This is a genomic window from Neobacillus sp. B4I6, from assembly GCF_050434045.1.
Lineage (GTDB): Bacteria > Bacillota > Bacilli > Bacillales > Cytobacillaceae > Neobacillus.
The window spans coordinates 1512557-1526276 of sequence record NZ_JBNPWB010000002.1; the positions used below are offsets into that span (position 1 = coordinate 1512557).

The window sequence follows — 13720 nt, forward strand, 5'->3', positions numbered from 1 at the left end:
AAAGTATATAATTAAACAAATTGCCTATCGTCAAAGTTAGCGAGTAAGGGAGCACCTTATTTTCGTTGTCGTTTCCTGGAGTTTGTCATCGAAGAGTAAAAAGGGAGAATTAAATATAACTGAAGTAAATTCATATTATGTTTAGAAATGCCTATTTAAAGGGATTGGAATGGAAGTCTTATGAGGGAATCAAAGAGATTGACGGAACTGTCCAAATTACCAGATTCAAAAACAGAAAAATTTTATGATTGTTTCACTCTTATTTCCTCACAAATCTAATAACACGATTTATTATTTTCCAATAAAAAGCACCTGACAAATGTAACCGCTTCCATTAATATAGATAGTAAGAAATAGGAGAGGGGATACAAACAATGGAACTTTTATTAGAACAATGTGAACATAACCAGTCGGAAGAACCTTGTGAAGAGTGTACCCCAAAAAAAGAAAGAGAAGAGAATTACGATATCTCTGAATATGATTATCATAAAAGATTGTGGTTTTAATATAAAGAGAGCTTCCTTTAGAAGTTGTTTTGAAAGGGTAGTTGTTGACAGAAAAAATGACATAGATATAAGAGATGTGTTGATTTTCTTCTTCAGCTAACGGGTGCAAGAGTTAAACGAAGCAACACTCTTTAAAGGTGTTGCTTTTTTACATATTTGAGCCACTGATTAAAAATATTTTCTATACAATTCTTGTCTAAGACTACCACTTAATTGGGCATAAATTTTTGTAGTTTCACTCTTCTGGAACGTATACGGTGAGCTAAGCTGGATGGCTTTAGATTTTCACTTGACTTTGCCAAGTATTCTTTTAATTTGATAGTAGTAATGGTTTCGAGTTTTACATCCTCAAAATACCGTATCACCAACAACGCTTGAAGTTTATTAGGCCTACAGTATTAAATTACCATTAAATCTATATAATGTTATAAATGAATTATACACTCGTAAAAGAAGGAAGACTATAAATGGGAGAGCATACGTTTCATTTTGAAGGAACTTGGGATGGTGGATACAAAGGAAAAGGACAAATTACTGTAGGGAATTTATCTACGGTAATTTCTAGAGCAAAATCTATGGACGGTCTTGGGGAAGGGACGAATCCTGATGAAATGCTTATTGGAGCAGCAGGTTCCTGTTTTTTAATGTCTCTTACTTATATCTTAGATAAAGGACGGATTCCAGTTGAGAGGCTTACGGTTTCTTCAACAGGAACATTTTATGATGATAAAGATGGAGTTCACTTTGAAAGGCTTGTTCACCATCCTCATATCGTACTTTCAAAGGAAACGGGTGTTAATGCGGATAAGGTTCATAAATTTATCAAGTTAGCAGAAGACCGCTGTATGGTGTCAAACGCATTTCGCGGAAATGTAGATGTCATTGTTAAACCTACAATTGAAATAATATAATGTGAAATATTTAATAATTTAAAATAAAACTGAGGAAGAGATTGTGAATAAATGTACTTACACTAACGGGTGCAAGAGTTGAAGATCCAGCCTCCAAAAATTCTTGGCGGCTTTTTCTTATGCAGCTAACGGGGCAGAATTGTTTAAGAAAAAGGGCTGTTCGGCAGTCCTTTTTTCATTACAATTATAAGTTAAAGGTCAGATTAGTTGGAATTAAATTATTTTCCAATGGAAACCATAAGCGAAAATGAGGGAAAAGGAGATTAGTTATGACCACGGATAAAGAATTAAATCCAATGAATGTGATGAAACCACTAAATATAAATCCAAAACTATCAGATGAGACCCAACCTTTTACGTCTTTTGAAATTGGTAAACTTTGGGCTACCTATATGGGAAACAGCATGTCCATTCAAATTTTAAGTTATTTTCTTCAACATTGCGAAGAAGAAAATGTTAGGATGCTATTAGAAAATGGTTTATCCTTATCTAAGGATTTCAAGCAGAGGATAGAAGGATTTTTTAAAAGGGAAAATTTTCCTAATCCAATTGGATTTACTAAAGATGATGTCAATCTTGGTGCCCCTCGTTTATACGCAGATGAATTTTATGTTCACTATTTAAAATATGCTGCAAAGGCAGGTTTGAGCCTTTACGCAGTAGCAGTTCCATTGTTAATGAGGGAGGATGTAAGAGAGTTCTTTATTTATTGTAATCAATGTACTACTGTCCTGTTAGGGCAAATTAATAATGTTTTAATGGAAAATAAATTTATTGCAAAACCTCCTATCATTCCGACACCAGATGGAATTGATAAAATTGAAAAACAAAGTTACTTAAATGGGTTTTTTGGAGATGTCCGACCGTTACAGGCATTAGAAATCATTCATCTTTGGGATAACGTAGAGAATAACACAACAAGTATGGCATTATTAATGGGCTTTCATCAAATAATTCAAGATGAAAAGGTAAGAGCTTTGTTTAAAAGAGGTATAGACATGACTGATAAAGCTGTAAAACAGTATAAGGAAAAACTTCACCTTGAACGTATACAATCACCTGAGTACCTAGACCATTTGGTTACAACATCTACCTATCCTCCATTTTCCGATAAAATAATGCTGTTTCATAAAGTGGATATGTTTGCAATGAAGATAAGGGCATTTGGAAACTCACTGGCAGTAACTGCAAGAAGAGATATCGATATGTTGTATATAAGAACTCTTATCAACATTGGCGAATTTGTCGATGATGGTATGAATATCTTGATTCATAAAGGTTGGTTGGAATCACCGCCAAAAGCGTATGATAGGGCTTAAGAAACAATTAGAAAGCTTGAACAACATCCAAATGACAGCTGATCGAAAGAGATTTTAGAAAAGGAATAGAGCAATTTGGGAACAGTAAAGAAGCGTTGTTATGGAGTATTGCACTTCCCGGATTCGGTCAATTTCTAAATGGTAAACCTATAAAAGGTATTGTATTTGTGTTTTTAGAATTTCTAATTAATGTTCAAGGTCATTTTAACACAATCATTCTTTCAAGTTTTCAGGGAGACATAAAAAAAGCGATTGAACAAGCTGATTATCAATGGTTAATGTTTTATCCATGTTTATATTTTTTTGCAATGTGGGATGCGTTTAAAGATGCAGGTGGTGGAAAAGAAAAGCATTCTTATCTTCCGTTTGTTTTTTCGGCTTATTTTGTTACTGTTGGTTGTATATATTCATCAAAATTAACGATATTTGGAGTATTATTCGGACTAGTATGGCTTCCAATACTATTTGTGATACCTGGATTAGTTGTCGGGTTAATAATAAATAAATTGATTAAATAAAAGGTGGGCGATCTCCCTCTTATTTGCATGTGTAAAATATGATTGAATTTAAAGATGATAAAGAATATTGGAACGGAAGTAAGTGTGATGGTAATTTTGTATTTCGTACATTAGCAGATATGTACCCTCAAGATTATGAGCGATATATCATTCTGGCAGCTTTTCTTTTTTTACTAACTGGGCAGTTTAGTTGAACAAGAAATAGAAAAATATGGTTGACCAATTTAATAATACATAATAAAATTAAGAAAATTACAAAATCTTGAAACACAGTGACTGGGAGTATTAAGGAACGTTTATTGTTTAGAGAGCTGTCGGCTGGTGAAAGACAGTCAATAAAGTCCCCAACTCGCCCACGAGTGGTTAGGCTGATATGTAAGTCTTAACGGTCGACATCCGTAATCAGTTATAAAGTGGATTTGTTGTAATAACAAATCAACAAGAGTGGTACCACGAAGGTTAAGCCTATCGTCTCTTATGAGATGGTAGGCTTTTTATTTTAAATAATTAGTGAGGCGAGGAGGAATATATTATGGGAACAGTTTATTCATCAATACTTCCAAAACATGAGGAATTTATAAGAAAACAACGGATTTTTTTCGTTGGTTCAGCACCACTATCAACAGACGGACATGTTAACATTTCCCCTAAAGGTCATGATGTGCTAAGGATATTTTCACCAAATGAGGTCGCTTATTTAGATTTAACTGGTAGTGGAAATGAAACAAGTGCCCATTTAATAGATAACGGTAGAATAACATTTATGTTCTTAGCTTTTGAAGGTCCCCCGATGATTTTACGTCTATACGGAAGAGGTAAGGTAGTATTACCAGACTCACCAGAATGGGATGACATGGCTAAGCACTTTGACATCCTACCTGGTTCTCGTCAAATAATTCATGCAAAGATTGAAATGGTAAAAACGTCATGTGGTTTTAGTGTTCCATTTTATTCATACAATGGTGAACGAGATACTCTTCAACAGTGGGCTACCAATAAAAGCGAACAAGACTTAAAAGAATATCGTAAAAAGAAAAATTCTATTAGTATGGATGGAATAGTTACACCAATTGGGGAGAAGTTTATCTAGCTTTAATAACGTTTAAATAGTAATATTCCTTGTTGAGCAAACTGGGGCGATACTTCAAGAAGGAGGTCGCCTTTTTTCTTTTTCCACAAGAATGATTGTGAAATGTTGTACTTAATCTATCGGGGCAGGATAGCTAAAGAAGTGAGATAGATGTACCTCTCTCACTTTATGTAGTTATTACGAGGGAGGGAGAAACTATCAATGGGAATGACATACGAAGATTGTAAAAAAGTTATTAGAAATATGGAAGAAAGACTTAATTACCACAAGATGTTAGCCAAGTACACAAAACAAACAGTAAAGTTAAAAAAACATCATAATGACATAAAATATTGGAAAAAAGCTATACAGCAAGCAAAAGAGGATTTTGGCTCTGTATACGATAATATATGAAAAAGAAGAACAGTTCTTCAACGGGTGCTTTTCTTGAATAGAGGTGAAAGCGTGAAATATACTTGTCCTTGGTGTGGTTATAAAACTTTAGATGAAGAACCACCTGATACCTATGACATTTGTGAAATCTCTTTTTGGGAAAATGATGGCTACCAATATAAATACCCAGATGAAACTGGTGCCAATTATGTTTCCTTTAGAGTAGCACAACAAAATTTTATAAAATTTGGGGCTAAAGGTGAAAGAAGTTTGAAATATGTAAGACCTCCAAATAAGTCCGAAATAAAGGACCCTAATTGGAAACCGTTATAAGTTGATTATGAGTTAAAATCGTTTTTAACATTAAACGTTGGTGCGGGTTTACATAGCCCTGAAGTGCCAATTCAAGTTCTTCCTTTTTTCGTTTCATTGTTCGACGAGCGAAGTTTGCTAGTTTTTCAGGATCGTCTTCACCATTCGCTATCGCTGAAATCTTCCTTTCTAGGCTTGAAAATTGGAGGCTGGTGCAAACAATCAGAATTAGGATTAATCTACCATGAGTGCTTCCCGAAAGGGAGCGACAGTTGTGGTGCACCGTGGTCGTTGGAGTCAGACTAGCTGTTGGGCTCTAAGGCACCATAGTTGATCGACCTTCCTCTCCCAGCCTTAGAACAAGTATTGACCGATTCAATATATTTTCATTCTTTGTGGTGAAGCGCCGATTTTGCGCTTCATTGATGGCTAACGGGTGCAAGAGTTAAAGATGGGGACTTCTGCGGCGATCCTTTTTCTTGTTATGCAACGGGTTTTTTTATAAACGGGCAGGATTACGGCATTAGGTTCGAGAATTTATGAAGATGGAAATGCTGAAAAGAGGTAGAAAAAATATGGGATGACCTTTGTGCTTTCCTGGATCAGATACAGAACAAAGAGTCGTTCTCAGTAATGAATATTGTTTATTCGTTCAAAAACCTCAAGAAGTCTTATTAGGTTCAGGTTTAATTGTACCAAGAGTACACAGGGAAAATGTATTTGATCAAACATCTCTGGAATGGCAAGCTATTCTTGATCTTATACATCAAGTTAAAGCATGATCGTTGGATGGATGCGGCGTATTTTTATATGCTGTCTGATTTTGTGGTTGCAGTAACTTTGGCTGAAATCGATATTGCGCAAGCTGTTGCCGATAAATGGATCGCAGGTCACCTATTAGATTACCTAAAGGTTCGTTTGGACCAACACTCTTGCCTGCTGTTATAATTACATCTTCTATACGGCCTTAAAATCCAAAATAACCATCTTCATCCATATAAGCAGAGTCACTAGAAACATACTGTCGCCAGACATATGATTTATATAATTCAGTATTACCTCCACCCATACACCAAAAAATTTCTTCATTCTTTATAAACGATTCGAGATATTCCCTGTCCGTAGCAAGCTGCGAGCGATAAGCCCGAATCGCTTTCAACTTTCGAATGGATTCAGTTTCGGTCATTGGCACCCGCACTGGCGGAGGCCACTTTACAAAGCTGGGAATTTGCTTTTCTTTATACTCATGTGACTCAAACGGCAATCTGGGGGTAATCCCACGTGGCCATGGCCATTGGGAGTCTGGTCCGCTGTGGATCAAATAGGTATACACGTGCCCTTTGTAACCAGTCGCCTGCACGGCGTCACGAACAAACAAGTAAGCTGCCTGATGATCGGGGTGCCCATCCGCACCGTCGGTGACGTAGATTTCCTTTGGCTGCAGACACCTAATCAGGTCGATTGTATCGGAGAGGGCAAATTCCTTCAGATAAGGCGCAGGCATGCCATAAACAAGCGAGTGATAGTCCGGGTGTACCATGCTATACGTATTTCTCATCAGGGTAAAGCGTTGCTGGAAAGGCTCGGGGCCCTCGGACTTATAGACACGATCCAGTCCGGCATCGGGATAGCCCAGGAAGGTAATATCCGACGGCTTTAGTCCCAACTCCGCCGTAGCAGCATACACTTCGAACTGGCGCACCCGCGCCAATTCGAAGTAATCCTCGGGACGGAGCTCGTCAATGTTCTTCTTGAGCAGCTGGGAGGCAGCCCTTGGGTAACCATCTCCATTCGTAAAGATAACAACATGAACCCGCTTTCCTGCCGCCACTGAGCGCATGATCACACCCGCTGTCCCTAGCGTCTCGTCGTCGGGATGAGGGGCGAAAATCAGCAGATCAATAGGCTTGGTGTTAGTCACGTAGTTACCTGGTTGAAGACCATAAATAGTTTTGGAAAAGTTACTCCAAATAGATGGTATAGGTACGGGTTGAACAGATAAGAAGGGTGCTATTTGTATTGGAAATATTGATCCAGACAAGTGCATTGATGGTTTAGGAAACAGATAATAGTAACAGAGATAGCACGGACAAGGCTGATTTAGATAAGGCCAGTAAACAGGTAGATTCATGAATGTTTTTTCTATCAACGCTTGTTCCTCCTTTCTTAATAATAGACTCTATTATTGCCTAGTAAGATGGGACAAGGGGTTTTTGAATTCGAAATACTGGGAAACTCCCGAGTAGATAAATATCCTGGAAATAATCAAATGTTCGAAAGAGTTGATGAGGAGGAAGTTGAGAACCTTTAAGTCAGTCCTGAACTATCAATTAGCACCCACGTACTTTGTAGATACATAGATATGGTTAATTGAAAACGATCCCAATTTTACTACATTCGGAACACCAATAAAATTAATCGAAGATAATATTAACCTATGTAGGCGAATGTTGTTTTGTTAAAAGATAACGCCAAAACTTGACTTATAGCTAATGACCTTTAGCGAGGCGTAAAGCTCAATTTGGTTAAATGAGTTTAAAGTGTGTCCAGCGTCTCATGGCAAAGCAGAGATCCGCTTTAAGTGGGATGGAAAAAGTAGAAGGCGAGGAGCAAATTACACTAATATTTCTATGAGTTGAATATTATTTAACTGGAGGAAAAATGCCAAGAGTAAGTTACCGAAGTTCAGACGTTGACAAAATGGCAAGGATGATGAGAGCAGAAGCCGAAGGTGAAGGAAATCAGAGAATGTTATATGTTGGAAATGTAATTGTGAATCGTCTTGTAGCAAATTGTTTAGACTTTAAAGGTTTAAGAGCAATTAACCAAGTTATTTTTCAAGTACAAGGAGGAAATTTTTCCTTTGAAGCAGTTCAAAAAGGGAATGTATTTTATCAAAGATCAAGAACTTCTGAAAGAAGATTAGCAAAACAGAATTTGGATTATTGGAGAGACCACCCAGCGAAATTTGCTCTTTGGTATTTTAATCCACATGCTCCATGCCCTCCAACATGGTACGGTCAACCTCAATCTGGTCAATTTAAAGAACATTGTTTTTATGAACCAAAACCTGGAACATGTGATAGTGTTTATAGAGGTTAAGCTTACTCTTTGAGTTAGCTTTTTTACATATTTAGAACATTTATACAAAATAAAATAAAACTTTTAGTAAGATAGCTAAAGTATAATTATTAAAAATATTGAATAAATATTCATTTTATGTTAAAATAATAATAGTTTAAATTCTTCTGAGTTTAGACCTCCTAAAATGGACTTAGCATAGACCACTAAGTTCAACTTTGACCTTTGATTTTATAGATCAAAGGTCTTTTTTTTCTACATTAAGTGGAGACGCTTTTTTACTAACAGAGCAGTTTACTTTAAGTGTATTTTTAACAAAGTTATAGAAAAGCCATTCTATTTAACTAGCAACAAAAGTGCAGTTTGGGTTCACAAGAAATGCTTAGAACTGTATTGAAAATAAAGCATATCCGACAAGTCTCAGATATGCTTTCATTTTAAATACGATGAATAATAATGTTAATTTAATCAGTTATGTGGTTTACTTTGGCTTTTTTGTATTACGGCTTTTTTAGGCATAAAGCATGAAACTATTAACGCCACAAAAGAAAAAGCTAACATGAATACATAGGCATCACTTGAGCCGAAGATAGAAGTTAATTCCGCAAGTTGCTTAGCTGAAATGTTTTCATTTTCCATAGATAGCTGTGAAGCATGTGAAGTTGCTTGAATTGTATACACTGTGATGACAACTGCTGTTCCAATAGCACCTGCTAATTGGCGAACAGTATTATTTACCGCTGAACCATGTGAACCCAATTCTCTTGGTAAAGCATTCAACCCTGCTGTATTTAAAGGCATCGTAATGAAGCTTAATCCTATTCGTAAAATACAGGTCCGAACCATTAAATACATAAAGGTTGTGGATTCGGTTAAATCAATTACTCCCCACATGGAAATAATAATAAATAATAAACCTGTAATAAAGAGTGGTCGAGCACCGTATTTATCATACATTCTACCTGTGACAGGTGATAAGAAAGCATTTATCACAGCTCCTGGTAATAAAAGCAATCCTGCCTCAAAAGCTGAAAAACCTCTTCCATCCTGTAAGTAAATGGGTAAAAGGATTAAGTCCGCATACATAATCATCGTAATTAGGATATTGATGAACGATGTAATAGTGAAAATTCTATACTTAAATACGGATAAATTTAATAATGGATCGTTGGATTTTATTTGACGTAAACAGAATAGAGTCGTAACGATTATTCCTACGATAATTGTTGTAATAACAATGGGAGAATCCCATCCCTTGCTTCCTGCACTACTAAATCCAAATAAAATACATCCAAATCCAATCGATGATAAAATGACACTTGCGATGTCTAATTTCGCTTTTGATGTTTCTGCAACATTCATTAAATATTTAAACGCAAGAACAATGACGATTAATATAAATGGGGCTAACCCAATAAATAGCCATCTCCATGATACATATTCAATGATAAAACCAGATAATGTAGGAGCGATGGCTGGTGCAAAAATCATTGCAAAGCCTATTGTTCCCATAATACTTCCACGCTTTTCGCTAGGATACAAATATAAAATAACTGTCATCAATAAAGGTATAATAATTCCAGCACCAATGGCTTGAATCATTCTTCCCGTTAACAGCATGCCAAAATTCATCGCACATGCACAAAGTACAGACCCGATTAATAAAAAGAACATCGAGCTAATAAATAGCTGCCTTGTTGTAAATCGTTTCATTAAAAACGCCGTAATGGGTACTAAAACACCGTTTACGAGCATAAAACCTGTTGATAACCATTGTACAGTTGAAGCTGTTACATGAAATATATCCATGAAACTACTCAATGCAACATTTAACAAAGTTTGATTTAAGGTTGATAAAAAACAGCCTCATTGGTAGGCATCATCATGTGGTGGATAAAGAAGGGGCTTCATTTTAGTTCAGATTATATCGCAGATCAAATTTATTTAATGTACAGAGTGCAATGATTCTAAGATCATTCATTAATAAACAAGTATTAACTAGAGATGCATTTTCCTTTCTATATAGACGGAGTTTAGTAACACAAAAGGTAGTTCATTGTATTCGAAAGGGCTTTATGGAATAATGTCATTGAGTGTCTACTTAATAATGAAAAACAATTTTATATTGATGGAGGAGAATCTAAATGTCGCATAACTTCTCAAGCAATAATACAGAAAAAATTCACTTTATGTTAAAATCCACTCCGCCGAGAACAACGTTTCACCAGGATATGACAGAAGATGAGCGGAGCATTATGCAACAACATATTTCATATTGGATGGACAAGCAGAATCAGGGGATTGCTTTGGTGTTCGGACCGGTTCTTAATCCTTCAGCCCCACACGGACTAGCAATTATTGAAGTCGAGAATGAGGAACAAGTCCCAAAATTTATCTCAGAAGATCCAGCCGTTGTTGCAGGAATAATGACAACGGAATTTTATCCGATGAAAGCAATTATAAAGAAATAATATAATCCCTTTATAATGGGTAAGCCTCGTTTTGCTGTACTAACGGGAACTTTACTTGAATGAGTTAAATTTAGGACCTAAATTGGTCCTATTTATTTTTGTGTATTTACAGAGCGTTTGTTCGTATATAATGATTACGAGGTGAGTTATCTGGCGATACGAGAGTAGAACCCTTTTCATCGTAGGATCCCTCCAAGAAATAGTGCTGTCGTCATTTTGGTGGAAACATCGAATTTACGACCTTAATTAAATCACGTTTAGATGGTTTATAATTGGTACTGTCACCGATCAACTTTACGTTGTACTGGATTTTATCATTTAACAAGATTAATTCATATCCCTCCGGTAATTCCCCGATAAAACCTTTGTAGCCTTTGTGAAGCGTTATTGGTTTATACATGTTCCCTTTCGGCAAAATCAATTCGCCTGCCGTTGGCTCTGCGTGTATATTCACTACACAGGGCGTATTCACATTCTTATAATATAAAGTAATTTTCTTGCCAGAAATCTTTCCGCTCACATGTGTAATCTTAAAGGGAAAATAGCCAGGTCCATATATTTGTTTATTAAATTTTTCTTTGTATTCTTTTGTCAGGATGAGTTCGTTCATAAACGGATTGGCTTCATCTGATATGACTTTAATTTTAGAGATCCTGTCACTTTTCATGGATACTTCCCATATGAAGGCAATTCTTTGACATCCCCCTATACAATCATCAAAAGAATCATCTCTAAAACTCCCAATTATGACATACGTGTTTTTACGCGGGGAAGGTAAGGTTTCCAGACCTCTGATTGGGGTGTTTTCTTTGATTTCAGGGATTTTAACAGAAGGATCGATCAAAGAATTTAGTTTTGATTCGTCTCTGTCATGCAATGCCCTGGCAAAATGACGAAAAAATTCTCCGCTATTATTAATTGATTCAGCTATTATGAATTGCGGCGCAACTAATGAAAATACAACAAGTAAAGCTAAGGTTAATATCTTTAATTTCACATCTTTCATCTCCTATCTTTACTGTCCCCAATTCTGTTTTGAGTATGTTTTATTTGTTCTTAACAAGATGTTTTATATCATTTTCCCGATTGGTAACAAAGAAAATATGAATCTGCTTTTCAGTTGATTAAGCGGTGACAAGCAAAAAGATAGTGTGGTAACGATTTATGCAGGGAAGAAGAATTTTCTATAATCTAAGACTTTTGTTGTATTCAAATATCATGTTTGAAAAGTTATTATATGAGGATGTAATAATTTCAAAAGCCGGTGTTCGTGGGTCTTATTTGTCCACGTAACATCAAGTTTTCTATCAATTGTGGTGCTAAAAAATTATCGTAAAAAGAGAGAAGGTATATTAGAATGTCTTTTGGTTCATTTGTCATGGCTTTTTCAATGGCGGGGATAGACTATGACATGTTAAAAAATGTAGGAATTTCTATTGGTATTTTGGTTTTATTTATACTTTTTAGAAACTTATTTACAAAGTATGTGTTTCAGTTGATTTTAAAATTGTCTAGAAAAACACCGACTGATTTTTTCACAAAAATTTGTTTAGGGTTTGAACGTCCTTTAGGATGGTTCTTTATCATTGTAGGTTTGTATTTAGCAATGGATTATTTCCCTTTTATAGAACAACATAATACGTTATTTTTAAAATTTTTACGTTCCATGGTGATTGTTTTAATTACTTGGGGATTGTTTAATTTGTCATCTCCCACTTCGGGGATCTTAATAAGTGTTAATCAAAAGATCAATAATAAGATTGATTTAATTCTTTTACCGTTTATATCAAGAACGATTCGTGTCATCATTATTGCTATCAGTATAAGCATTATTGGCCAGGAATTTGATTATGATGTCAATGGATTGGTGGCAGGCCTTGGGTTAGGGGGACTGGCATTTGCTTTAGCTGCAAAAGAAGCGGTTGGAAATCTAATTGGTGGAATCGTGATTGTAACAGAAAAACCTTTTTCCATTGGAGATTGGATTTTAACACCTAGCGTGGAAGGTATAGTTGAAGATATTAATTTCAGAAGTACTAAAATTCGCACTTTTAGTCAAGCTCTGGTTACAGTTCCAAATGCGACACTTGCAAACGAAGCCATTACCAATTGGAGTCGTATGGGGAAAAGACGAATCTCTTTCCACTTAGGACTTAACTATCAAACCACTAAAGACCAAATTCAAAGAGTCGTTAAACGGATTGAACAGTTGTTGAGAACTCATGAAGAGATCCATCCGGATACGATTATGGTCGCATTCGATCATTATAATGAGAGTAGTCTCGATATTCTTATCTATTTTTTCACGAATTCTACTGTTTGGGCAGAACACGTTAAAATTAAACATGAAATCAATTTAGAAATCATGGGGATATTAGAGGAAGAGGGAGTGGAAGTTGCTTTTCCAAGCCGAACCATTTACGTCACTCCACAATCAAATGAATTATTACAAACAATGGGTTCTTATGATTGAAATTAGTTTAGTTGTTCCAAAGTAAAACAAAGTTTTTGCGTTTTGCCAACTCGAAACAAAAAAATATAACCAGAAAAGGAATATTCCCCCGTGAGTGGAATGATTCCTTTTTTTTAACTGATTATAAGTCAACTTTTTTATATGATTCAGATGCTAGATATTCATTTGTTTTTTCTTTAGCAAATTGAAAGGCATCAATTTCAGTCGTTCGTTCTAGATAAGGTAATTTTTTATCCCATTCAAAATGATGTCTAAAATCAGGATTGAAGTCTTGCATAACATGACGAAATTCATGAAAAAGAGTCTCAATTAATGGGATATATTCACTGAAGCGAAAAATAAAGATAATCTTTAATTCTCTCCAATAAATACCTGAAGCGAATCGTAAATATTCATCTTCTTCATCCCCTAAGTCACAAATGATTTTATTCGCTTGACGAATAGAACAAAAAATAACTGGAATATTAAAATTTGAGTCTAAGTATTTAAAAATAGTATTGTATAATGTTTTGATGTCCCAATAAAATTCATCATCCAGCACATACCAATTTTTATATTGGTGAAAAATAATGCGTTTTTGTAGAACTTGACATAAAGACATGCATAAAAACCTCCAATACATTTTTATCAATTATTCTTATACAAAAAACATTTTTACTGAGAGTAG

13 protein-coding genes, 3 pseudogenes and 1 other annotated feature are annotated in these 13720 nt (G+C 35.4%); of the genes and pseudogenes, 12 read left to right on the forward strand and 4 right to left on the reverse strand.

Annotated elements, in window-relative coordinates; all coding sequences use genetic code 11:
- Positions 1-374: 374 nt before the first annotated feature.
- The 8 genes and pseudogenes from QF028_RS09580 to QF028_RS09615 form a co-directional block, all read left to right on the forward strand.
- Positions 375-506, forward strand: coding sequence for a hypothetical protein (locus tag QF028_RS09580; protein WP_256942356.1), 132 nt, complete (start codon positions 375-377; stop codon positions 504-506).
- Positions 507-973: 467 nt separating this feature from the next.
- On the forward strand, positions 974-1417 hold the full coding sequence (locus tag QF028_RS09585; protein ID WP_215006481.1) for an OsmC family protein: 444 nt from the start codon (positions 974-976) through the stop codon (positions 1415-1417).
- A gap of 296 nt (positions 1418-1713) precedes the next feature.
- Positions 1714-2736: a DUF3231 family protein gene (locus QF028_RS09590; RefSeq protein WP_429465011.1), complete on the forward strand. Its 1023-nt coding sequence runs from the start codon at positions 1714-1716 to the stop codon at positions 2734-2736.
- 95 nt (positions 2737-2831) lie between these two features.
- Positions 2832-3254: a hypothetical protein gene (locus QF028_RS09595; RefSeq protein ID WP_429465012.1), complete on the forward strand. Its 423-nt coding sequence runs from the start codon at positions 2832-2834 to the stop codon at positions 3252-3254.
- A gap of 263 nt (positions 3255-3517) precedes the next feature.
- Positions 3518-3733, forward strand: a binding site (T-box leader).
- Positions 3734-3786: 53 nt separating this feature from the next.
- The gene (locus QF028_RS09600) at positions 3787-4344 is read left to right on the forward strand and encodes a pyridoxamine 5'-phosphate oxidase family protein (RefSeq protein ID WP_429465013.1); all 558 of its coding nucleotides are present in this window, start codon (positions 3787-3789) and stop codon (positions 4342-4344) included.
- A 201-nt stretch (positions 4345-4545) separates the two neighbouring features.
- A complete protein-coding gene (locus tag QF028_RS09605) occupies positions 4546-4737 on the forward strand; it encodes a hypothetical protein (protein WP_429465015.1) in 192 nt (63 codons plus the stop codon).
- Positions 4738-4788: 51 nt separating this feature from the next.
- Positions 4789-5049 carry a CPCC family cysteine-rich protein gene (locus QF028_RS09610; RefSeq protein ID WP_429472249.1) on the forward strand — a complete coding sequence of 87 codons (261 nt, stop codon included), beginning with the start codon at positions 4789-4791 and terminating at the stop codon, positions 5047-5049.
- 756 nt (positions 5050-5805) lie between these two features.
- Positions 5806-5916 (forward strand): annotated as a pseudogene (locus QF028_RS09615) (DNA alkylation repair protein); the annotation flags it as partial.
- Between the two features lie 79 nt (positions 5917-5995).
- Here QF028_RS09615 and QF028_RS09620 read toward each other — a convergent pair.
- Positions 5996-7177, reverse strand: a complete 1182-nt coding sequence (locus QF028_RS09620) for a PIG-L family deacetylase (RefSeq protein WP_429465016.1) — start codon at positions 7175-7177, stop codon at positions 5996-5998.
- Positions 7178-7689: 512 nt separating this feature from the next.
- Between QF028_RS09620 and QF028_RS09625 the strand changes: the two genes are divergently transcribed.
- A complete protein-coding gene (locus QF028_RS09625; protein ID WP_429465017.1) occupies positions 7690-8130 on the forward strand; it encodes a cell wall hydrolase in 441 nt (146 codons plus the stop codon).
- 447 nt (positions 8131-8577) lie between these two features.
- On the opposite strand, the pseudogene QF028_RS09630 reads toward QF028_RS09625, so the two are convergent.
- Positions 8578-9975, reverse strand: a pseudogene (locus QF028_RS09630) (DHA2 family efflux MFS transporter permease subunit); the annotation flags it as partial.
- On the opposite strand from QF028_RS09630, the pseudogene QF028_RS09635 reads away from it, so the two are divergent.
- Both QF028_RS09635 and QF028_RS09640 read left to right on the forward strand, forming a co-directional pair.
- Positions 9967-10074 (forward strand): annotated as a pseudogene (locus QF028_RS09635) (TetR/AcrR family transcriptional regulator); the annotation flags it as partial. The pseudogenes QF028_RS09630 and QF028_RS09635 overlap by 9 nt on opposite strands.
- Before the next feature lie 179 nt (positions 10075-10253).
- Positions 10254-10580 (forward strand): YciI family protein, encoded by a 327-nt coding sequence (locus tag QF028_RS09640; protein WP_429465018.1) that lies wholly within the window; start codon positions 10254-10256, stop codon positions 10578-10580.
- 211 nt (positions 10581-10791) lie between these two features.
- On the opposite strand, the gene QF028_RS09645 is transcribed toward QF028_RS09640, so the two are convergent.
- The gene (locus QF028_RS09645) at positions 10792-11577 is read right to left on the reverse strand and encodes a hypothetical protein (RefSeq protein ID WP_429465019.1); all 786 of its coding nucleotides are present in this window, start codon (positions 11575-11577) and stop codon (positions 10792-10794) included.
- 360 nt (positions 11578-11937) lie between these two features.
- Between QF028_RS09645 and QF028_RS09650 the strand changes: the two genes are divergently transcribed.
- Entirely contained in the window at positions 11938-13053 is a 1116-nt protein-coding gene (locus tag QF028_RS09650; protein WP_410889478.1) for a mechanosensitive ion channel family protein, read from the forward strand.
- A gap of 121 nt (positions 13054-13174) precedes the next feature.
- Here QF028_RS09650 and QF028_RS09655 read toward each other — a convergent pair whose 3' ends face one another.
- Positions 13175-13654, reverse strand: coding sequence for a DUF3920 family protein (locus QF028_RS09655; RefSeq protein ID WP_429465020.1), 480 nt, complete (start codon positions 13652-13654; stop codon positions 13175-13177).
- Positions 13655-13720 lie beyond the last annotated feature (66 nt).